Genomic DNA, 21,099 nt, shown 5'->3' on the forward strand with positions numbered 1-21,099 from the left:
GCTGTCAACGAGTCAGAGAGAATTCCAGCGGCACCACGACCCAACTGGCCACGGCCTTGCCGCCCTTGGTGGCCGGGACGAAGCGCCAGCGGCGGACCGTTTCCATCGCGGCCTCGTCGAGGATGTCGTGGCCGCTGCTGCTTTGCAGCTCGACCTCCGCCGGCAACCCCGTCGGCAGCACGTGGACCTTGAGCATGACCTTGCCTTGCCAGCGCTGCTTCCGGGCAAACATCGGGTATTCCGGCACCGGATTGTGCAGATAATTGGCGTTGAAGTTCGCCGGGGTCGATGCGGGTACGGCCGGACCGCTGCCGCCTCCCGTGCCCTCGGCAGGCGCGGCGGATGGGGTTTCGGGTGGCGGCGCGGCGGGCTCGGTCTTGGCGGCGCTCTCGCCTACCGTCCGCTCGGGCTGGACCGGGAAAGGCTTGGGCAGGGTCTTCGCCAACGGTTTGGGTTTGGCGACGGACCGGGGTTTGCGCGGGGTGACCGGCTTGGGCGGCGCCGGCGCCGGCTGGGCGGCAGGCTCCGCCGCCTTCGGCGCCGGGGCGATCATCGCCAGCGACACCTCGATGGGCTGCGACGGCCGCGCTTCCGGTTCCAGCAGCTTCAACTGCCGGCAACTCCACCAGACCCCCAGATGCGCCAGACACACGATCAGCAGAATCGCGCCGCCGGGGCGATACAGGGAGTCAGCTCCGCTGCTCGTCGAGTCGGTTTGGGGGAGGGGAACCGCGGCCATGGCTACTGCGGCGAGGCGCCCGCTCAGAACTCCAGGTTCAGCGACACATACACCGACCGGCCGATGGCCGGGAGCCTGACCACGGCCTTAGCCTTATCGCTTTCGACGATGTCCACGCCGCCCAGCGGATGGTAGTAGAGCTTGTTGAGTAGGTTGTCGGCGCCCACATCCACCCTGAGGTGCTCGCGCTGGTAGCTGGTGCGCAGATTGAGCAGGACGTAGCCCGGCGTGGTCGGCTCCGCATAGCTCTGGGCCACCGCGGTCTTGCTGTCCACCAGGTTCACCGAAATCGCGCTATCCACCACGGCCGAGCCGGCGGGGATGCTGTGCTCCAGCGACACGGTCGCGTTCAGCGGCATCATGTGGTAGAGGTTGACCGAGGTCGGCGCCAGAAAGCCGTTGACCGGCCAGAATTGCTGATTGTTATTGCACAAGCTCGCCAGAGAGGTCCCCACGTAGGGGCAGCCCATGGAACGCTGGCCGTCGTTGCCCACGCCGCGCACGTAGGATGCGACCACCTTGGCCGCGAAGCTGCCGGCGGGCGATTCCGGCAGGAAGGCGTAGCGGGCCGAGAAGTCGCCGCCGTACATGTCGGCATGGTCGAGATTGACGAACTGCATGCCGTGGAAGCCGTTGGCCTGCCGCGTGATCTGTTGGCCGTAGATGTAGTCGTTCACCCGCGTGTAATAAGGCGTCAGACTCACGTTCCAGACCTGCTGCCGCTCGTCGTGCCAGTTGGCGGTGAAAGTCGCCGTGTAGGCCGCCTCCGGTTTGAGGTCCAGGTTGCCCAGATAGGAGTTGCCGTCGCCGAACCAGGTGATCATCGAGTTGGGACCGGCCCAGGCGTAGCGCTCGTACAGGTTGGGGGAGCGCTGCTTGCGCGAGAGGCCCAGTTCGTAACGGCTGTTGGCATCCGGCGTGAAGGCGGCCGTGGCGGTGGCGTCGAAATTGTGATCGACCCGCGAGCGGTTGGCGGCGTTGAAGGGGGTGGCCCAGAAGCTGTAGAAGTCCCCGTTGTCATAACCCTGGACCCGGCCGGTGTTCATCCACACCATGTCGTTGCGCACGCCGAGCTGGGTCAGCCATTCCTTGTTCCAGGCCGCCTCCCATTCAGCGAAAGTGCCCAGGCGATCGCGTTGGCCGTTGTTGATGCTCAAGAAATCCTGCGGCTGAAAGACCGGCTTGCCGGGCCACCAGTCCTGCAGTCCCTGCTGGAAGTATTCGCTGCCGACCCGCACGGTATGGACGTCGTCCACCGGCAGATGCGCCCGTACCCGGTAGCCGAGGTCAGACCCGTCGGCCTTCATCGGCATGAAACCGCCGCGTTCCGGCAGCATGTCCATCAGATGCCAGGTCGAGTGGTAGTAGACCCGCGCATCCAGCTTGCCCCAGTCGAAGCTGTTCTCGTAGCTGAACCCGCCGAGCAGACCATCGTTCTCGGCGACGTCCATGCGCTGGTTCGGGAAACCCTGGTAGGGAATGTACTGGCCGGTCACATCCGCCGAGAAGAAGCCGTTGTCGAGCTTGGTCGAAGCCCGCAGGTTCATGTTGGTGCTCAGGTACCGGGTCGGCAGCACCGTCGGACCGCCGTTGCCCGCCATGTAGTTGTTACCCTTCGCCCAGGAGCCGCCATAGTCGAAAGCGAAGTCGTCGCTGGCAATGGAGCCGCTGAAGTTGTTGCCGAAGGTGTCGCTGTTGCTGCGGAACATACCGCCCACCTTGCCGCTATAGGCCATCTGCCCGGCCTTGGCGAAACCCGGCGCCGCCGGATCGACTGAAATGGTCCCGCCGATGGAGTCGCCGCCCTGGCTGACCGGCGTGACGCCGGCCATGATCGAGGCCTTGCCGACCGAAGCCGGCGCGACGTAGGACAGCGCCGGGTTCATGTGGTTGCTGCAGGCGGAGGTGATGTTCATGCCGTTGACCAGGATCTTGACCCGGTCGTCCGCCATCCCGTGGATCGCTGGGAGACTGGAAACGCCGCCGCCGGTGTACAGGCTCACCCCCGGCACGTCCTTGAACATGCTGGCCGTGTCCATGGTCTGCGCCTTCTTTTCCTCCAGATCCTCCTCCGGAAGATCCGTCGTTTCCGGAGAAACCTCGTCCTCTTCGCCGTAGACGGTGATCGTGTCGAGCTCCACGACGTCTTCCGCCGCCTCGGCGGACCCGACTCGAAGTGCAACGGAGCCGAAAACGAAGAGGAGCGGCGCCAGCATCCACGCATCGCGACGAAGCCGGGAACGGCGCGTACCGGCGGCCGGCAAACCTGAATCTGAATGCGTATTCATGAATTTCCTGGACCTGATGGCGAATCGGCTTCAATGCTTTACAAGTTCTGCGCCATTCACACTCCAAGGCTTCCCATCCCCCCGTGCCCGCCCGAATACCTCCGCCACCACGCCGAACGTTCCGCCCCCCGGTCCGGCGAAGACTGCACCAAATCAGCGGCTTGCATCCCCGCCACCGGCTCCTCCCTCAGCCGCCGTCAGGCCCGGGCGAAACGACCTGCCCCGACCCCGCCCGGACAAAGTGAGCGATATCACACACAAGACTGTGTCATTTCACGCGCCCGTGGTTTCGAAAAACAGATCTCACTGACCCGAAGAACAGCGGAGCTGAATTCGCTATGGTTTCGTCGGGGGCGCCGCGGACCGCATCGAAAACTTGATCCTGGCCACCGCCGATGCCACCTCCGAAATCAGAGCGAACAGCAGTCCGCCGAGGAACGTCCGCCAGAACGGATGCCTGTCCTGGATTGGATGAGGGGAATTCATGGTTCCTCCGGATTCTCGTCACAGACGGCCCACGCGTGAAACAGGGCGAGCGAAACCAATCGGCGCAACAATCGCGCCAACAGAAAAACTCCGGAAAAACAGACAAACCTGTCCTCCCCGTCCGCTTCAGAGAGTGCTTTCACACAGCCTCTGCGTCACCTCACCTGGCGGCGCCGCGGCGCCCGATCCTTTCCCACCCAAACCGTAGCGGCACTTCGGGCAGGCGCCCCTAACGCCGCTTGAGCCTGAACTCCATCGTCAGCGTGGCCCGCTGCTCCACGGCCCGGCCCTCCCTGAACGCCGGCTTGAAATGCCAGCGCCGGATCACTTCCAGCGCGGACTCGTCGAATGTATCTCGGGGGCTGGCAGCCACGACCCGGGCGTCGCCGAGGAGACCTGTCGCGGTCACTGTCAGTTCGAGCCGGACCCAGCCTTCTATGCCCCGGCGGCGGGCCGCGGCCGGATATTCGGGCACGCCCCGGAACAGGACGATCAGAGGATCGCTGCCCGCCCCGCCCGCGCCTTCCGCGCCACGCTCCATACCTCCCGAGGCTGCCGGCTTCTTCTCGATATGCCATTGCGCCGGCGGCGCCGGCCAGGCTCCGGAGGAGAGAAAGTCCCATCATGGCAACCGCGGCCCCGGCAGAGGCAAGGACAGGAGCCGCGGGGGTTCCAGCTTGCAGGCGGCACGCAGCCCAAGCGCAATGGCACGGTTGTATTCGGGAGGGAGACTGCGCCATGGCTTCTCGCCGCCGCGCCAGATGCCCGACTCGCGACCATCCAGGGTCTGGTAATATAGCGCCAGGCGACCGATGCTCAGGAAATCCACCAGGCGTTCACCCTCATCCGTCCGCAGCAGATCACGGTAGGCTTCCACGGTTTTCCCATACTCGAGCTCCATCCGGTACACCTCCAGAACGCGGCGGTATTTCTCGGCGACGTCGACATTGGGCTCGCCCAGCAGCTTTTCCAGCTGGGCGATGCGGCGCTTCCGCTCGGTCAGCGAAAACGGCGGGCCATTCTCGATCCCCTGTTTCAACGCGGCCACCGCGGCATGGAGGAGCGCAGGAACCGCTGACTCGAAGACCACCGGAGCTGAAGCGGGACGGTCGAGCGCTTCCGGCTGCCGCTCCTTGCCGGCACAGTCCCCGGACGCAGCCCGGTCGGCAGCCGGCGAAACGGCCGGCAGGCTCAAGGAAGATCCGATGACGAGGAGGACACTGGCGAGAAAGGGTCGGACACGACCGACGGCCGCAGACCGGACCGGAAACCGCCGTGCGACGGCCACGCGGATTGACTCCAGCAAGTTCATGGCCACCTCGCCCTGTTTGTATCACTCGATGTGAAAGTCGCAGCAACCTTGCTCACCCTCCCTCCGGCCGCGGTGAGGGGCCGGACCGGCCAGTGCGGCTTGCATCGCGGTCCAGGCCTCCCAGGTCAGCCTGCCGACATGACGGTAGCGGACGATGTTGTTGCCGTCCACTGCATAGGTCTCGGGCGCACCTATGACTCGAAATTCCGAACCGAGACTGCCGCGCTCGTCGAACAGCACCGCGGCATAGGGGTCGCCGAGTCGATCCAACCAGCCCAGCGCCGTTTCCCGCTGGTCCAAATAGTCGACGCCGTAGATCGTGATGCCGGCATTGCGGGCGAGGTCCAGCAGCAGCGCGTGCTCATCGCGGCATGCGGCGCACCAGCTCGCCCAGAAGTTGACCAGCGCGGGCCCCTTGATGTCCTTGTTCCGGATCATCCCAAACGGTTCGCGCAGAGCAGGCAGTTCGAACGCCGGCAAAGGCTTGCCCAGCAGCGGCGAGGGGAGCGTATTGGGATCGAGCTTCATGCCCTGGAAAAACAGGAACCCCAGGATGGAAAAGATCAGCAGCGGAAGAAGGAGAAAGAGGCGGGGCATGTGCGGGCTCCTGAGAAGCTAGGCGCAAAAGGAAATTGGGAAGACCGCGGGTTGAACTCGCCCTGGGCAAAACCATAACATACCGGTATGTGATACCTGGAGGATGCCATGCATTTCAACATTTACCTGGACGATGAAACCGGTTTCCGCTTGAAAAGCCTCGCCGAGGCCGAAGGGGAATCCCGCAATGCGCTGATCCGCCGCGCCTTGAAGGAGTGGATCGAATTCCATTCCGACTCGAAGAGCAGCGGAGCTGAAAAATCCGGCTGGCCTCAGGAAGTCGCCGCATTCCAAGGAATGCCCGACATGGAGCCTTTCGAAAGCCACCGGCGGAACCTCATCCACCCCGCCGGAGACCCCCTGGCGTGAAATACTTGCTCGATACCAACGTCATCAGCGACTTCGCGAAGGGGCATCCCGCGGTCCTGCCGAAACTCAAGCAGACACCTCCGAGACTGGTCGGCATCTCTTCCATCACGCTGATGGAAATCGAGTTCGGCCTGCAACTCAATCCCGAGCGCGCCCGCAAACTCGCCCCCGTCCTGGAATCCTTGCTGAATTCCATCGAAGTCTTCGATTTCTCTCCCGGCGACGCCAAAACGGCTGCGGCCTTGCGCGCGGCCTTGCAAAAACGCGGCACGGCGATCGGCGCTTACGACGTGCTTCTCGCCGGCGCCGCCTTGCGCCGCGGCCTGATCTTCGTGACGGCCAACACCGCCGAATTCGAACGGATCAACGGCTTGCAGCTGGAAGACTGGCGGGAGAGCGCTTAGCGGGCGGCAATCGCGGACTGGAAGCCGCACTTCACCGCAGATAATCCACCCCCCCGTTACGGGCGCGCCTGGCATCGTGGTAATACTTGTACTTCACCAGGGTTCCGAGCCCGTGGCAGTCGACGCAGAACACCTTGTCGGCATCCTTCGCCCGGAGGAACGCGTCGCGGTTGCTGCCTTCCAGGTTTTCCCGGTTGGCGGACAGTGCGATCGTCCCATCCTTGCCCGGCGGCGGGATCTTGTCCGCATCCCAGACGTGCGGTTCATGGCAGGTGATGCAGGCGATGCCGCCGAAATCCTCGGGCTCTTCCTTGGCACCCAGCAGCGGCAGGATCTTCTGATCGGAGCGCAGCACCAGATCCTTTTGAGGGTGGCTGAAATGATGGACCACCTTCTTCCCGCCGACCCCGCCCTTCTGGTGGCAGTTCAGGCACAGACCGTCGCGCTTGAAAGGTGTCTCGTCCATAGCCGGACCTGGCTGCGGCTTCACCTTCCTCGCCGCGAACAGGAAGCGGCGGTCGCCCTTGCCGCGGTGCAGGGTATGGCAGCTTCCGCAGACGCCGGTTTCGGACGGCAGCTCCCCCAAGGCGTTCTTCTCGTCCTTGGCGGTGATGCGCAGGTCGTGATCGGTGCCCACGACGGTCTGCTTCTGTTTGTGGCAATGGCTGCACAACTCGCCGTCGCGGTCCGTTTCCACCAGAGCGGCGGTATGGGGTTTGCCGCCATGCACGGAATGGCAACTGAGGCAGCCCACTGTCCTGACTTCCCTGCCGCCGATCCGCACCGGCTCTTCCAGCTCGGCGTTGACCGGATGCACGCCCTTCTTCCTGGCATCATTCTCGTTCTCCGCATGCTGGCGTTCGTGGCAGTTCTTGCACAGGCTTTCGGCGTTCGCGACCCCTTCGGGCAGAAGCGGGGTCCGCGCACTGCCGTCGTGGACGCGGTGGCAGGTCTGACAACCGACCTCGGTGATTTCCGGCTTGCCTTTCCACAACACGGGCCTTGCGCCGGATTCGTCCGGTTCGCGCTTGACGTTGACCGGGTGGACGCCCTTCTCATGGGCCTCCTCCTTGCTTTTGGTGAACTGGCGCCGATGGCAGGCAGCGCACAGTTCGCCCTTGGCCGTTTCCACGACCGTGGTCTTGCCGTCGCCGTGGCCGCCGTGGACCTGATGGCAGGTCTGGCAGATCAGTTCCTCGTGATCGCCGAGCGCCGCGCCGCCGGCGGCCAGGCGCTCCGGCAGCCCTTTGCGCAATTCGGTCTCGGAAGGGTAACCCTTCGCCTCCGGATGCGGCGGCGGCACGAAGCGTACCCCCAAGGGATGGTTGAGACCCTTGGGACCTTTCTTCCCTTCGGCGGACCCGGTGGACAACGGGGCGTCGAGGCGAGCGCCCTTGACCTTGGATTCGTGGCAGCGTTCGCACAGATCGCCGCCCCGGTTCGGAATTCGCAGCCAGGCGTTGCCGTGGGCGGGATACAGGGTCTGCGCCTTTTCCGCGTCGGTATGCGGGGTGTGGCAGGAGGTGCAGAGCAGTTGCTTGTCCCGGGTGACCGGAAATTTGTCGGGAAGTTTGTCCTTGCGCGGTTTGAGTCCCGCGTGGCGTTTTTTCTCCTTGGGGCTTTCGTAAACCGTGGGATGCTGCGCGCCCCGATGGATGGCCAGGCGCGAATCCATGACCGCGCCGTTGTGGCAACTGTAGCACATGCGGTAGGAGGCCTCCGGCAGCGCCCCTTCCATATCGGCGGCGCGGACCTCGGGCGGCGCATCGCCGGCCCAGGACAGATGGCACAGCAGGCAATTCTTCTGCGACAGCTCGGTATGCAGGCCGCCTCCCCTGCTGGAGACTGTGCGCCCAGGATAGCTCACCCGGTAGCTCCAGACCCGGCTGGCGCCGGTTTCGGCGACATACAGCCGGCCGTCGCGGAAATGCAGGCCGGTGGGCGAGTCCAGCTTGACCGGCTGGCCGTCCGCCTGCCGCAGCAGTCCCAGGAACTCGCCCTTGCGGAACACCGAGATAGTGCCGAAATAGCCGTCGCTGACGAAAAGCGCATCCTGCTCCCGGTCGATGGCGAGGCCGTTGGGGCGGAACAGCTCGCCATCGTCGAAGCCGAACCGGCCGATCTGGGAAAACGCGCGCCCGCTCTTGTCGAACACCTGGATGCGGGCATTGACGATGTCGACCACATTGAAATAACCATCGCGATCCTGGGCGATCTGGAACGGGTACTGGAACTGCCCCGGCTCTTCCCCACGCCCGCCGAAACAGCCCAAGTCCCGGCCGTCCGTCAGCCGGATCCGGCATAGGCGGTGGCTGCGCCGGTCGGCCCAGAAGGCGATGCCGTCCTGCACGCTGACGGCCACAGGCTCCGGCGGCAGCTTTGGCAGTGGACTGGCTGAGGATGATCTATCCGGCTGCGGGGACGGCTCCGGCATGGGTTCGATGGCCAGATCCAGAGTCTTCCGTAAGGTGCCGTCGGGATGCAGCAATACCAGCCGATGATGGCCGGTATCGGCGACCACCAACCCCTCCTCGGACAGAGCGAAGTCCATCGGCAGTTTCAGCAGCTCGGCGCCGCCGAGGGTTCGAAGGATTCCCCCGTCCGGCGTGAGCGCCACGATCCGGTGGTGGGCGCCGTCGAGCACGTAGACCCGGCCCGCGCTATCCGTGGCCACGGCCGAAGGTTGCTCGAAGCCGGCCTCGTACCTGGCCGGATCGGACGCCACCACCGCCTGGATCGCACCGGCCGCCGCCGGCCACAGCCCGGTCAGGCCGGCGGCGATCGCGGCGGCACAGCGCAGCACGACTGCTCCCGCAAGATTTCTCGCCATGTTCGCTTCAGCGCAGGATGTCGATGATCTTCAGCCGGTCGTCGTCGGACTGGTAACGGCCGAAGAACTGCGGGATGACGTGCCTGCGGATGGCCGCGGCCTGGCGGGAATCCGCGCCGAGAGCCGCGAGATCCAACAGGGGGGAATCTTCGGTATGGCATTTCGCGCAGGCCGGACCTTCCTTGCTCAATGGCGCATGCAGCCGGGCCTTGAGCCGCGCCCTGACGGCAAGATCGCCCTCCTGCCACTCGCGGCCGACCCGTTCGGCGAACGCCGTTCCAGGCAAGGCGAACGCGGGCTCGCCCCGGTGGAACGGCGCAATCTTGAATTTACCGTCGATCAGCACCGAATTATCGAGGTTCCGCCCGGTCCGGAACCGGCCGCCATCGGCAGCGGCCGGCTGACGAGCGGCATAGTCGAACCAGCGGTACTCCAGCCGCACGTCCTCCGGACGGAAGTGGCAGGTCTCGCAGGCGATGTAACGGCTGTGCATGTTGAGGAAACTGCGGGTCCGCAGCTTCTTGCTGTGCGGCTGGGGACGGTGACAGCCCTGGCAGTAGGTTTCGCCCTCCTTGAGCGGCGGCTCCATCCGTTTGTGGAACGGCGGCACGGCCATCTTTTCCCGGAACTTCACGTCCTTGTGCTCGCGTACCTGCTCCTCCGCCTTGCCGATGGCTTCCCGACTCGGCGTGGCCGACTCGACCCGCTGGACGAACAACGGCTCGGCGGCGAAACTCGCACCGCTATTGGCCCAGCACGAGAGGAACAGCACCAGACCCGCGGGTCCCAAGTTCACCTTATCCTTCAACTTCATCTCCAAGCACCGTTCAGCGAAACCGGCTCAATACACGTCGCGCAGATAGCGCCGGGAGGCGGCCATGGCCTCGAGGTATTCCTCAGCCTCCTCCTGCGTCTTCCCACCTTCCTGCATCACGATCGTCAGGAGCGTCCGATGGACGTCCTGGGCCATGCGCGAGGCGTCGCCGCAGACGTAGAAACAGGCCCCCTCCTCGAGCCAGGCGTACATCTCCCTCGCGTTTTCCAGCATCCGGGTCTGCACGTAAACCTTCCGCTCCTGATCGCGCGAGAAGGCCAGATCCAGGCGGGTCAGCACACCCCGCCGGAGTTTTTCCTCCCATTCCTCCCCATAAAGGTAATCGCTGGCACGGTGCTGGTCGCCAAAATACAGCCAGTTCCGGCCGCTGGCGCCGGTGACCTCACGCTCCTCGACGAAACCCCGGAACGGCGCGATGCCGGTGCCCGGCCCCACCATGATGAGCGGCGTCGCCGGGTCTTCGGGCAGGCGGAAATGTTTGTTCGGCTGCACGAAGATGGAAAGCCGCTCTTCGGGACCGATACGACCGGCCAGATAGGTGGAACAGACCCCTTCCCGGTTCCGGCCATGGGCGTGGTAGCGCACCGCGCCGACGGTGAGATGCACCTGGCCGGGGTGGGCTTTCATGCTCGAGGCGATCGAATACAGCCGGGGCGGCATGCGCCGCAGGAGGTTGACGAAAGCCTGCGGCGGAACGCCCCGGAGCGGGAAATCCTCGACCAGATCGATGAGCTGCCGGCCCCACATGTAACCATCGAGGGGTGCGGGGTCGGGATCCGCCAGTAGGCCGGCCAGGACCCGGCTGTCGCACAGTTCCGCGTATTTCCCGACCAGCACCCGGCTCAGGCCGGTGATGTCGAGATGCTTGTAGAACGCTTCCCGCAGCGTGAGGGTCTCCTTGCCTAGGGTCACCTCGCTGTAGCCGTCGGCCCCCAAGGCGGCCAGCAAGGCTTCGACGTAAACGGGGTTGTTTTTCGGATAGACCCCCAGGGCATCCCCTGGCTCGTAGCTCAAACCGGAATCGCCGAGGTCGATTTCGATGTGGCGGGTTTCCTTGGCGGAGCCCTCCCCGTTGAGATTGACGTTGCGCAGGATCGCCGCCGGATAGGGATGGGTCTTGCCGTAGCCGGCCGTGATCGCCTGATTGGCCGGCTCAGCCGCCAGCGAGGGCTCGATGCCGGTATCGCCGATGATGGCCCGGCAACAGCCGAGCACGGCCTCGATCCAGGCCGCCGCCGCCTCCTCGAAATCGGCATCGGCATCGACGCGATCGAGCACCCGGCTCGCCCCCAGCCGCTGCAGGAAGGCATCGAAATCTTTCCCGGCCTTGCAGAAATGCTTGTAGCTGCTGTCGCCCAAGGCGAATACCGCGAATTTGAGATGCTCCAGCCGCGGCGCGGTTTCGGCATAGAGATAGCCATGCAGCTTCTCCGCCGGGATCGGCGGCTGGCCCTCGCCGTGGGTGCTGACGATGACGAACAGCAACCTTTCGTTGACGATTTCACGGGGATCGTAATCCGCCATGTCGGCCCGCTCGACGCTGTAGCCCCAGGACTTTAGCCGGACTTCGAGGTCGGCGGCGATGCCCTCGCCGTTGCCGGTCTGGGAGCCGAACAGGATGGTCAGCGAGGTAATGGGCGCGTCGGGCTCGACCACCGGCGCGGGGACCGGAGCGGCGGAAGGCGTCGGTCCGGCCAGCCGCTCCCGGATGCGCCGCCACAGGCCATCCTTGGCGGAGCCGCTGCCGATCATCATGCGCTGGAAGTGGTCGTAACCCACGACCTCGGTGACCGGCGCTTGCCGCGAACGCGACAGCGGCGAGAGGAAGCTCGATATCAGGAAAATCAGGCCGAGTGGCCCCAGCACCCAGGCGGCGGCGTACCAGGCCGAATCGAGGCGGGAGAAGTCCAGGGCGAAGGACAAATCCTCCATGCGCACGAAATCCAGGTCATGCAGGTCGGTGTTGAGGAATCCGAGATTGAGCGGGCTTTTCGCATAGCCATGGCAGCCGGCCTGCGAGCAGGTCTCGCCGAGCCGGTCGGGGTGGGTCGATGAATCCTTCGATTCGTCCCGCAGGACGCCGTGGCGGAAGCCGTCGGGCGCGTGACAGTCGATACAGCCCGCGCCGGCTTCGTCGTCGACCGCGAGGAGCCTGCCATGCAAGGTCTTCGAGTAACTCTCGGCGGCGTGGGCGAAGCGGTAGCTGGCCTTTTTCCTTTCTTTGGTTTCCGGGTCTTGGATTTCGACCTTGGCCATGGCCTCAGGATTGCCGTGGCAATCCACGCACATGGCGTTGGCTTCCATCTTGTTGTAGTTCTTCCCGACCAGGCGGCGCAGGATGTGGCCGCTGAACTGATTGCGCCAGGTTTCGCCCTGGTGGCAGGTGCCGCACTCGGTCTCGGTGTGGTGCAGCTCCTGCTTGAACCGCTCCAGGTTGGCGTCCTTGATATACGGCGTGTTGGAATGGCAGCGCCGGCAGGAGGGATTCTGCTGGCCGGTCTCCTCCTCGAGGCGGTTGCCGCCATGGAAATCCTTGCTCGCGCCAGGCGCATGGCCGGAGCCGTGGACCGATTGCTTGAACTCGTCGACCACCGGCTTGTGGGTGAAGGACTTGTCCTTGGACGGCTCTTTCAGATGGCAGGACTCGGAGCAGTCCACGTAGCCTTCCTCCGGCTTGTGCGGATAGCGCTCGATCCTGCGGTGGCAGTCCTTGCAAGGCACGCTGCCATGCAGCGATCCGTAATAGTCGCTCTTGAGGATGGTGGCGACCCGCAGCACGCCGTGGTCGTCCAGATATTCGAGCCCCGGCAGGCCATGGCAGGAGAAACAGCCGTCGGGATCGCTGTGCCGCTCGGCGGCCAGGACGGAACTGCACGCAACCAGCATCAGCCATGCCAGACACAGAGAACAGGCGTACCGCATCATCTTCGAATTCGAAAATCGCTGCCGCATCGGCGGGGATTCAAGTTCCTCGGGCTCAGTGCAGCCACACCACGGTCGCGAACAGGAACAGGGAAAAGGCAGCCACGATCACGCCATTGACCACCCGCCCCCAGTGGATGACCCGGGCGGTCGGCGCCGGCTTCGGCTGCATCTCCACCATCGCCTGCCATTGCGGCTCTGGATGGATCTGGATGCCGCGCTTGATCCGCTTGGGCGTCTTGTTCCTGGGCGCGGTGGTCCATTCGATGGCATTCCAGTCGCAGGCATCGACGCAGTCGTGACAGGACATGCAGGAGAACTGATCGACCACGGCGACCTTGTCCACCATCTTGATGGCGCCGCACATGCATTTCTTCGCGCATTCGGTACAGCCAGTGCAGCGCTGCTTATCGACCCGGATGTGGTGGGTGAAACGGAATTGCGCGCCCAGGCGGTTGACCAGTCCATCGATGGCGCCGATCGGGCAGAGGAACTGGCAGTAGGCGCGCCCCTTGCTGGCGAAGAAGCCGAGCAGGAACAAGAGGGACAGATTGACCAGGCCGACGGTGGAAAAGATGAACGCTAGGCCGACGAAGCCACCGCTCAGTGCCTCGACGAAACGCGGCACGGTGATGAAGTTGCACAGCGTGCAGGCGCTGACGCCCAGCAGCGGCAGCAGCCCCATGTAGACCGCAAGGTAACCGTAACGGATCTGTACCTGCGGCAGCCCGCGATACTCGATCTTCCAGCGGTCGTTCAGCATCCGGCTGACCAGCTCCGAGAACCCGCCGACCGGACAGATGAAGGAACACCAGATGCGCCCGAAGAAAAAGGTGAACGTGATGATGACGAAGAAGGCCACCACGCCGATCAGAGCGACGGAGACGTGCATGAACAAATCGTCCCAGCTCATGCCGGGGAAATACAGATAGAAGCGGCGCATGCACAGCTTTCCGCACAGATCGGTGTTGCCGGCCAGGCCCGGCAGCACCGCCAGCGGCCCTAGAAACATTGCGCAGGATACGGCGATCCAGAAATAGCGGTAACGCTGGATCTTCGGGACGGATCGGATTTTTTCGCTCAGTTTCGCGGTCAGGGCATTCATGGTCTTGCGCCTCGCGGTTGGGTTAGTGTCATTCGTCGAACTGATGGCAGGCCAGGCACAGCTCACCGTTCTTCGCCGGCAGCCTCAGCAATACTTCCTTGTCGATCCGCCGGTATCCCAGCTCGAATCGTTGTCCGCTTTGTTCGCTTAAATTCTCCAGCCGCGCCTTCTTGTCTTCCCGCACCACCGCATCCCAGGGGTGCTCGCGGTAACTGACGCCGGTTTCCAGATCGGCGTCGGCCACCCGACCGGCGGCGGGATTGAGCGCATCGATGACGCCCGGCTGATGGGGAGCGTGGCAGGTCGGGCACATGACCTTGCCCTCCCGGCTCAGGGGCAGGATGATGCCGTAACGCGTCTTCGAGTCCTGCATATGGAGCTTCATCCGGGCGTCGGGTTTCGATTCCTGGTGTTCCAGCGCATTGAAGTGCGGCGTCTTCAGGTGGCACCCGTAGCAAAGATTTTCCGGCGGCAGCCGCAGCCGGTAATCCGCCGCACGCAGCGGCCGATCCCGCTCCCGGTGCACCTCCTCGTGACAATAGGTGCAGTGCTCCTCCTGGAGCTTGCCGTTCTTGTCCAGCATGATGTGGATGTTGGGACGCTTGAACTTGTCTTCCTCGTGGCATTCGTAACAGAAGGTCTCCAGCTTGTCGTAAGGCCCGCCCCGCAGGAAATCCGGGAGGCTGCGGTCGATCCGCCGGTACGGCACCTTGTCGATGTCCTCGACGCCGTGGCAGGTCGGACAGCGCAGCTCGCGGTCCTCCCGCAGCGGCAGGCGTTTCGGCGTCTTCATCTCCTCGGGCAACACGACGCCGATGACGTGATGCAGGGGGGGCAGCTTCTTCGTCGTCGCGTAGCTGTCCTCGGCGCCCGCAGCCGTGATCGCGGTGCCGAGCAGCCACAGCAGCATTCCCGCCAGCCACCTGCTCGATTCCGGCCACGCGCTCCGCCATCCCCTCACAATCCCCCCTTCACCGGTTCCCCGTGGGTGTGGCACTGGCTACAGTCCGAGGTGACGTCGTGCACGCCGGACAGACCGTTGCCCGCGTCATACGCGCCTTCCTCGACCGACGGGTCCTCCATCCGGTGGCACAGCACGCAGAATTCGGCGTAGTTGCCGTCGTGGACGCGGGCCTTGTAAGCCTTGGGCAGCGTCTTCAGCAGCCGGTTCGAGCCCTTGCGGGTGTCGTCCAGGATGAGCTTGGGGTTGCGGGTTCCGTGCATGACGTGGCAGTCGGTGCAGGCGACCTCGTCCGCATAGTGGAACTTCTTGCCGCGCAATCCGCGGTACGGCCCCGTACCGCCGTTGACCCAGCCGTGGCGATCGATCTGGGTGTAGTCGTCCTCGATGGCCACCAGCGGATCGTTGAGCCCGTAGCCCGGCCTGGGCTTGATGCGAACGCCGACCGGCTGATGGTCGCGGTTGTGACAACGCAGGCAGAAATCGGTATCGCTGGTGTACGGCGAGAAGCCGCCGGAGGCGTCGCGGATCGCGGTCAGATCCACGTCGCGTTCGAACTGGCCATCCATGTCCGGCTTGACGTGGCAGGTCAGGCAGTCGCCGTCACCGAGCGCGCGAATCTTCTTGACCGAGAAGTCGTGCTTGTGGGCGCCGCCTTGCCGGGGCGAGGTGGCCAGATCGGTGGTGTTGTGGCAGATGATGCAGCGCCTGGGCGCGTTGGTCCCGTTGGTGCCGTGGCAGCCGGTGCAGGTGGCCGTGCCTTTGTAGAGCACCCAGTTGCGGATGTTGGGGGCCTTCTTGTGGATGTTCTGCAGAAAATGACAACTGGCGCAATTGGTCCGGCCCCAGGCGGTGCCGTCGCCGCCGTGTCTCGGCGTGAGCAGCAGGTTGCCGGTCACGGTCGACACCGTGTAGGCACCCGCGATCGCGGGACCGAGCACCACGAACCCGATCAGACACAGCCAGACCACCCGACGCATCGCAATCGTTTTCATCGGAATCGGGTCCTCGCATGGCAGGTTTCGCAATAGATCTGGTTGTGGCAGCGTCCACAGTCCAACGTGTCGACCCGCACCCCGAGGCCATGGAGGGTGCGGTATCCCAGCGGGTGGTAGCCGGTGCCCATGGTGTCCCTGCGGAAATGGCAGTTGGTGCAGAAAGCCAGATCGAGATGGCACTCCTTGCAAGCAGCTTCATCCCGGCGCGCGGCCTCGCCGTGGTGGTCGACATAGCCGAAACGGTGGTCTTCCGGCCAGATCTTGGTCTTGTCGTCGTGGCACAGGTTGCAGCGCCAAGGGCCACGCTGCTCGGTCACGTGGCAATCATGGCAGACCGCCTTGAGCGGCTCGTTGGCAATGGTGGTGAGCGGCTTGAGTTTGCTCGCGTCGGTGATCGCGTTGGGGGCGAAGGAATGGCACAGCATGCAGCTGTCGCCCTCTTCCTCCATCACCTCCATGTGGGCGTTGTGCGGATAGCGGATGTCCGTGCGTTGCTCCCTCTTCTCCCACCACTTGGGGTCCTTGACCGCATCGGGCAGGTCGCCGGCGCCGACGAGGGGAGCAAGGAGCACGGTCCAGAGCAGAACCAGTATCAGCCGCGCCATCACATCCCTTTCGGTTTGAAGTTGTCGAAGTAATAGATCACCTGGACCGCCCCCAGGTACTCGTCGAGAATACGGGTATACCAGACGTAGCTCCCCGCGACGTTGAGCACGAGATTGTTGCGCAGCATGTAGAAAGCCTCGATTTCCGCGCCCACCGCCCGGTTGAACCCATACAGGATCTTGTCCTCGAACCGCAGCGCGGTGTTCACCCGCATCTGGAGCCGGGAATTCACCGTGTGCGTGCTGCTGAGGTAGAAACTGCTCGCAGTTTCGGGCCCCAGGGACATGTAGTCGAACTCGCCGATCAGGCCGAAATTCGGATTGAAAACATAGTTCGCCCCGAGTTCGCCGCCGTAGCCGTCGTAACCTTTCCGGCTCGAAGCAAGTCCCCCGACGTAATAGTTGAAACCCTTCACCGGCTCGTGCTGGATGCGGGTCCGCGCCAGGGTCTGCTCGCCCAGCGCGTAAGCGCTGTAGAACTTTTCGCGGAAGGTCAGGATGGGATCGCGCGGCTGGAAGTACTCGTAGGAACTACGGACTCGCACGGCATTGGTCAGGTCGAGCTGGCCGTTGAGGCGGATGTTCTCGAACGCATCCCGGTCGGCCCGGTAGGTTCCCAGTACCCCCAGTTCGTAATCGCTGTCCCGCCAAAGCCCCAGCCGCCCCGCCCCGGTGGTGGCGAAATACAGGCGCTGCAGAGAGCTTCCCCAGGGCTTGGAACCGCCATAAGCCAAATCACTGCTGGCGACCGCGCCTTGCAGGCCGGTAGCGCCGATCAGCACCCCCGAATTCACGTTTCCGCTGGCGGATCCCCCATATCCCGTATACGGGGAATAGCCGAACGCGCTCTGGGACAGATCGCGCCAGAAATACTGGTAGCCGCCGCGCACGTCGATCCGGCTCAGGGAAGGCCCGTCGCTCCCCCAGCCCCAGTCCGGCGTCCATTGCGCCCGCCCCTCCAGCCCCCCGACGAACTTCCCCTCGACGCTGATCACGTGGTCGTATCGGCTGGGATGGCCGGCATAGGCATCGAATCCCCAGCCCTTGTCGGCGGCGGCATAGGCAACGGCGCCGCCATCGACCAGGTACAAACCCAGGTTGTCGGTGCGCTGGAAACGCCCCAGCTTGACCCGGGTGTTCAGGGAATCGAAACCCTTCTCGACGAAAGCCTGGTACAGCCCTGCCACGCCGCCGCCGTCGGGCTGATAACCGCTGCGCGTCACGAATTCCACGGCGCCGTGCAGATCCTCCCGGCTGTTGTCATAAAACCCCTGGCCCCACAGCTCGCCGAACACGTGCGCATTTTGCAAGGTATAACGGTTGTCGACCTGGAGCTTGCTGCGCACCGAACCATGCCAGTTGTCGCAGCGGCCGGGGGAGGAACCCAGGCCGCAAAACAGCACGCAAATCAGCGGCAGGGCGATGCCTCCCCGACGCAAGGCCGAGGCAGCCCATAGCCCTCCGGCATTCCCAAACCAGCAACGCCTCCGGACCATCAGGATTTGCTCCCCGCCTTGCCCGTGAACGCCACAAATGCAACCGGGCGCTTCATGCGCAACAGGACATAGCCCGCCGCGCCGCCGGAGCCGGCCTTGAAGACGACGATCCGTTCGCGCGGCAGCAGGCGCCAGCTCCGTCCATTCTCGGAATATGCGACCTTGACGCCCTTGATCCGGGTCGCGGTACCCCAATATGGCAGTTTGATCCAGCCGTCGCCGCTGCCGAAGTTTTTCATCGGCTTGCCGCCGCTCCGGGTCAGGCTCAGGCTGTAGACATCCGAGGCCAGAGCACCCGCGCCCAGCTTGCCAACCTTGCGGCGCTCGGCCGCGGTGGGCTCTTTGCTGGTCAGCTCCGCCCGGACGCCGTCCAGCAGCAACTGGTTCAACGATGTGCCGGGGATGAAAAGCGCAGCCCCCTGGAGGGAGGCGTGGCCGACCTTGGCGGAAAAGGTCAGCGACAGACCGCTGTCCCACTGTGCGGTGAGCTTGCCGGCGGCGTCTTCGTCTAGCGAAGCCAGCGCCGCAGCTTGGGAAGCCGGCAGTTTTCGCAGCGGGCCGCCGACGACGCGACCGGTCTGGGCCTTGAGGATCGACATGTCCGGCGCCTTGTTCGTCGCCTCGAGCACCTCCGCGACGGTTTCGGTGATCCTGCCGTCGGACTGCACCTTGTGATAGCCTGAAGCCAGCTCCACCACGCCTTCCTCGACGAGGCGCGCGTCCGGAATCCTCGCCACCTCGATGACCCGGTTGGCGCCGAGCAGACCGTTGGCCGCCACCGCGCCATTGATCGAGCCGTCCGCCCGACGGGTATGGCATTCCTCGCAGGCGACCGCCCGCTCCGCCGGGCGGGTCTGGTGGGTGAAGATGTATTCGTTGCTCTCGGCATAGACGAAGCGCACGTCGGCGCTGGCGTAGCCTTTGCTCCTGAGCAGGCTGTCATAAGCCTGCTTGAGCGCCTTGAAGTCGCTGTACGTCGCGGGCAGATCGAACTGGCCGGCGGTGACGGTGACCGATCCGGTTTCCTGGCCGCTGGCCGGATCGACGATGGCCGCCTGGCCGCCGTTCTTCGGGCGGAACACCGACTGCCTTTCATAGCGGTACAGCACCCGGCCGCTGCTGCGGTCCTGGACGAAGAACCGGGCGTTGGGCACGTAGGGAATGACCCGCAGCGCCCCATCCGCGCGCGCCCGGTAGCGGTAATGCAGGGGGAGGGTCTTGCCGTTGTACACCGCGGTGTGGTTGTGACACGCCTGGCAGGCGAGATCGTCGAAATGCACCTGAACCACCCGGTTGTACGAGTTCGTGGCATAACCGCGCATGAAGCCCGAAGACTTCCAGCGCTCGCGGTGGGCATCCAGCAAGGTGGGCTGACCCGACGGCAGGGCCGGCGCCTGGGCGGTGCTGTGGCAATATTCGCAGTCGGCCGGCCCGGGCTGGTAATCCAAATCGTTGCGGATGTCCGCGTCGCCGTTACCCTTGGGGAAGTCGTGGTCGGCGTCGAGATCGATGTTGGCGTAGGCCGGCTTGTAGTACTGCTTGGCATGGCAGGCGTTACAGTTGTCGATGATCCTGGTCTCGCCGGTGTCGTCGGTCCAGCGCTTTCCCTTGTGGACATCGTGCTTGTAGTCCTCGACGGCTTTTCCGTCCTCACCCGGGGTCTCGGTCGCTTCGTCACCGAAGCCGTAAAACCCGCGCCGGCTGCTCTTCACCTCGGCATCGATGCGATTGATGCCGGCCCCCGCCAAATGACAGAGCATGCAGTTGTCGCTGCCGGGGAAGCGGCGCATGGGGATCCGTACCTTGCCGCTGTCGTCGAAGGCGTCCCGGTTCCAGTGCAGGACGGGCTCGCCCGAGTCCCCCAGCACCAGGTCGTAATCCGGCTTGGCGGTTCCTGGCTTGACGGTCCGCTCCACCGTCAGCAACTGAGCCCCGCCGGCCAGATCGGGACGGACGTCGAGAAACTCGAACATCGCCGAATTCGCATAGCGGAAGAAGCCTTGGGCCACGAACTTGCCATCCTGCAACAGGCCCCACTGATCCTGGGCGCTGGCCGTACCGTCGCCGTTGCCAGCGAGTCCGCTGGAAGGAAATTTTTTCAACAGCGAGAAATCGGCGTGGCAGGTCATGCAATCGGCCTCGCGCACGCCGCTCTTCTTCCAGTCCCACGGGACCACCTGGCCGTCTCCGTTGCGATCGTAATAATCGCCGTCCCAGGCCTGGACCGAACCGGCCGGCATCTGGTCGTAGCGCACACCGCCGCGGTCCGACTCCTCCCAGCCGCCGCCCAGGTGGCAGGTGCTGCAGGCCTTGACGTAGCCCGCCGCGCCGTAATCGCCGAATTCGGCCTCGCCGGGATTCGCTTTTTTGGCGAGCGCGGCGGCCGCATTGCCCTGCATGCAGTTGAAGCCGCCGAAATAACCGGGGCCGACCAGATGGGGCAGACCGCGCTTGGCGCCGTAGTCGTCGCGGGTTTCGTCACGCCCCTGCTCGAAATGGTAGGCGTGGTTCATTCCGTCGTAGTCGTGGCAGCCGCCGCCGCTGCCGTTGCCGCAGCTCATGCGGACGCTGTAGGGCCTGCCACTCTCCAACACATGCCGGCCATCCTCGTCCACCAGCGAGATGGCGGGGTGCATGAGGGTACGGTCGAAGGCATTGACCGGCTCCCCCGCCGCCGCGCTGGACGCGAATCCGATCAGCAGCGACAAGCACCACTCAGCGATCCGCCGTCCCCGCCCGCTCGGCTCCCTCATGCCCGATCTCTCCGGTATCGGCGAATTCCGAAGACAGCCGCAGCGCTCCTCACCGGCTGCTCTCCTGGTAGAACGCGCCCTGTCCCTTTTTTCTGGACAACGCCCAGACGGCCAGAGAACCGACCACCACGATGCAACTGCCGCAACTGCTACAGCGTCCCTGCTGGGGGACGGTGCAGTTGGAAGCCACCGCCGCATGTCCCAGCCCCATGCCCGCCCCGGCCAGCCAGGGCAGGACCTTCCGCACCAGCGGATGACCCAGCATGCCCGATGCCCGCGGCAATGCAGCCGCGTCTTCGGCGATCAGCGGACTCGAAGAGCAGCAGAGCTGACTCCGGTGAGATTTGGTGTGCATGTCACGACTCCTCCTGCGATCTTTGAAATGCCCGGGCCCAGCCT

General features: G+C 64.6%; 17 protein-coding genes. 2 read left to right on the forward strand and 15 right to left on the reverse strand.

All coding sequences use genetic code 11. The annotated features are described in order from the left end of the window. Nucleotides 1-4: 4 nt before the first annotated feature. The 5 genes from N4J17_RS01870 to N4J17_RS01890 form a co-directional block, all read right to left on the reverse strand. The gene (locus N4J17_RS01870) at nt 5-739 is read right to left on the reverse strand and encodes an energy transducer TonB (RefSeq protein WP_198324285.1); all 735 of its coding nucleotides are present in this window, start codon (nt 737-739) and stop codon (nt 5-7) included. Nucleotides 740-762: 23 nt separating this feature from the next. Next, nucleotides 763-3,027 carry a TonB-dependent receptor gene (locus tag N4J17_RS01875; protein ID WP_232470763.1) on the reverse strand — a complete coding sequence of 755 codons (2,265 nt, stop codon included), beginning with the start codon at nt 3,025-3,027 and terminating at the stop codon, nt 763-765. 715 nt (nt 3,028-3,742) lie between these two features. Continuing rightward, complete coding sequence (locus N4J17_RS01880) at nt 3,743-4,054, reverse strand: energy transducer TonB (RefSeq protein WP_232470764.1); 312 nt, start codon at nt 4,052-4,054, stop codon at nt 3,743-3,745. 81 nt (nt 4,055-4,135) lie between these two features. Further along, entirely contained in the window at nt 4,136-4,825 is a 690-nt protein-coding gene (locus tag N4J17_RS01885) for a DUF3450 family protein (RefSeq protein WP_198324286.1), read from the reverse strand. 21 nt (nt 4,826-4,846) lie between these two features. After that, nucleotides 4,847-5,422 carry a DsbE family thiol:disulfide interchange protein gene (locus N4J17_RS01890; protein ID WP_198324287.1) on the reverse strand — a complete coding sequence of 192 codons (576 nt, stop codon included), beginning with the start codon at nt 5,420-5,422 and terminating at the stop codon, nt 4,847-4,849. Nucleotides 5,423-5,530: 108 nt separating this feature from the next. Between N4J17_RS01890 and N4J17_RS01895 the strand changes: the two genes are divergently transcribed. Both N4J17_RS01895 and N4J17_RS01900 read left to right on the forward strand, forming a co-directional pair. Continuing rightward, the gene (locus N4J17_RS01895; RefSeq protein ID WP_198324288.1) at nt 5,531-5,791 is read left to right on the forward strand and encodes a ribbon-helix-helix domain-containing protein; all 261 of its coding nucleotides are present in this window, start codon (nt 5,531-5,533) and stop codon (nt 5,789-5,791) included. After that, nucleotides 5,788-6,195, forward strand: coding sequence for a type II toxin-antitoxin system VapC family toxin (locus N4J17_RS01900; protein ID WP_198324289.1), 408 nt, complete (start codon nt 5,788-5,790; stop codon nt 6,193-6,195). Before N4J17_RS01895 ends, N4J17_RS01900 begins: the two co-directional genes overlap by 4 nt. 31 nt (nt 6,196-6,226) lie before the next feature. Here the strand turns inward: N4J17_RS01900 and N4J17_RS01905 are convergent, their stop codons facing one another. The 10 genes from N4J17_RS01905 to N4J17_RS01950 are packed head-to-tail and all read right to left on the reverse strand — an operon-like array spanning nt 6,227 to nt 21,055. After that, nucleotides 6,227-9,025, reverse strand: a complete 2,799-nt coding sequence (locus tag N4J17_RS01905) for a cytochrome c3 family protein (protein WP_198324290.1) — start codon at nt 9,023-9,025, stop codon at nt 6,227-6,229. A gap of 7 nt (nt 9,026-9,032) precedes the next feature. Then, a complete protein-coding gene (locus N4J17_RS01910) occupies nt 9,033-9,839 on the reverse strand; it encodes a hypothetical protein (RefSeq protein ID WP_198324291.1) in 807 nt (268 codons plus the stop codon). A gap of 27 nt (nt 9,840-9,866) precedes the next feature. Beyond that, on the reverse strand, nt 9,867-12,785 hold the full coding sequence (locus N4J17_RS01915) for an assimilatory sulfite reductase (NADPH) flavoprotein subunit (RefSeq protein WP_232470765.1): 2,919 nt from the start codon (nt 12,783-12,785) through the stop codon (nt 9,867-9,869). A 52-nt stretch (nt 12,786-12,837) separates the two neighbouring features. Further along, nucleotides 12,838-13,887: a 4Fe-4S binding protein gene (locus N4J17_RS01920; RefSeq protein WP_198324292.1), complete on the reverse strand. Its 1,050-nt coding sequence runs from the start codon at nt 13,885-13,887 to the stop codon at nt 12,838-12,840. 28 nt (nt 13,888-13,915) lie between these two features. Further along, entirely contained in the window at nt 13,916-14,797 is an 882-nt protein-coding gene (locus N4J17_RS01925; RefSeq protein WP_198324293.1) for a hypothetical protein, read from the reverse strand. Nucleotides 14,798-14,844: 47 nt separating this feature from the next. Next, on the reverse strand, nt 14,845-15,843 hold the full coding sequence (locus tag N4J17_RS01930) for a hypothetical protein (RefSeq protein WP_198324294.1): 999 nt from the start codon (nt 15,841-15,843) through the stop codon (nt 14,845-14,847). Beyond that, complete coding sequence (locus N4J17_RS01935) at nt 15,840-16,451, reverse strand: hypothetical protein (protein WP_232470766.1); 612 nt, start codon at nt 16,449-16,451, stop codon at nt 15,840-15,842. Before N4J17_RS01935 ends, N4J17_RS01930 begins: the two co-directional genes overlap by 4 nt. Next, a complete protein-coding gene (locus N4J17_RS01940; RefSeq protein WP_277458139.1) occupies nt 16,451-17,947 on the reverse strand; it encodes a hypothetical protein in 1,497 nt (498 codons plus the stop codon). The genes N4J17_RS01935 and N4J17_RS01940 overlap by 1 nt, the downstream gene beginning before the upstream one ends. Continuing rightward, nucleotides 17,947-20,700 carry a cytochrome C gene (locus N4J17_RS01945; RefSeq protein WP_198322230.1) on the reverse strand — a complete coding sequence of 918 codons (2,754 nt, stop codon included), beginning with the start codon at nt 20,698-20,700 and terminating at the stop codon, nt 17,947-17,949. Before N4J17_RS01945 ends, N4J17_RS01940 begins: the two co-directional genes overlap by 1 nt. A 49-nt stretch (nt 20,701-20,749) precedes the next feature. Beyond that, entirely contained in the window at nt 20,750-21,055 is a 306-nt protein-coding gene (locus N4J17_RS01950) for a hypothetical protein (RefSeq protein ID WP_198322231.1), read from the reverse strand. Nucleotides 21,056-21,099: the final 44 nt, after the last annotated feature.

This window comes from Methylococcus capsulatus (assembly GCF_036864975.1).
In the GTDB taxonomy this organism is placed as follows: domain Bacteria; phylum Pseudomonadota; class Gammaproteobacteria; order Methylococcales; family Methylococcaceae; genus Methylococcus.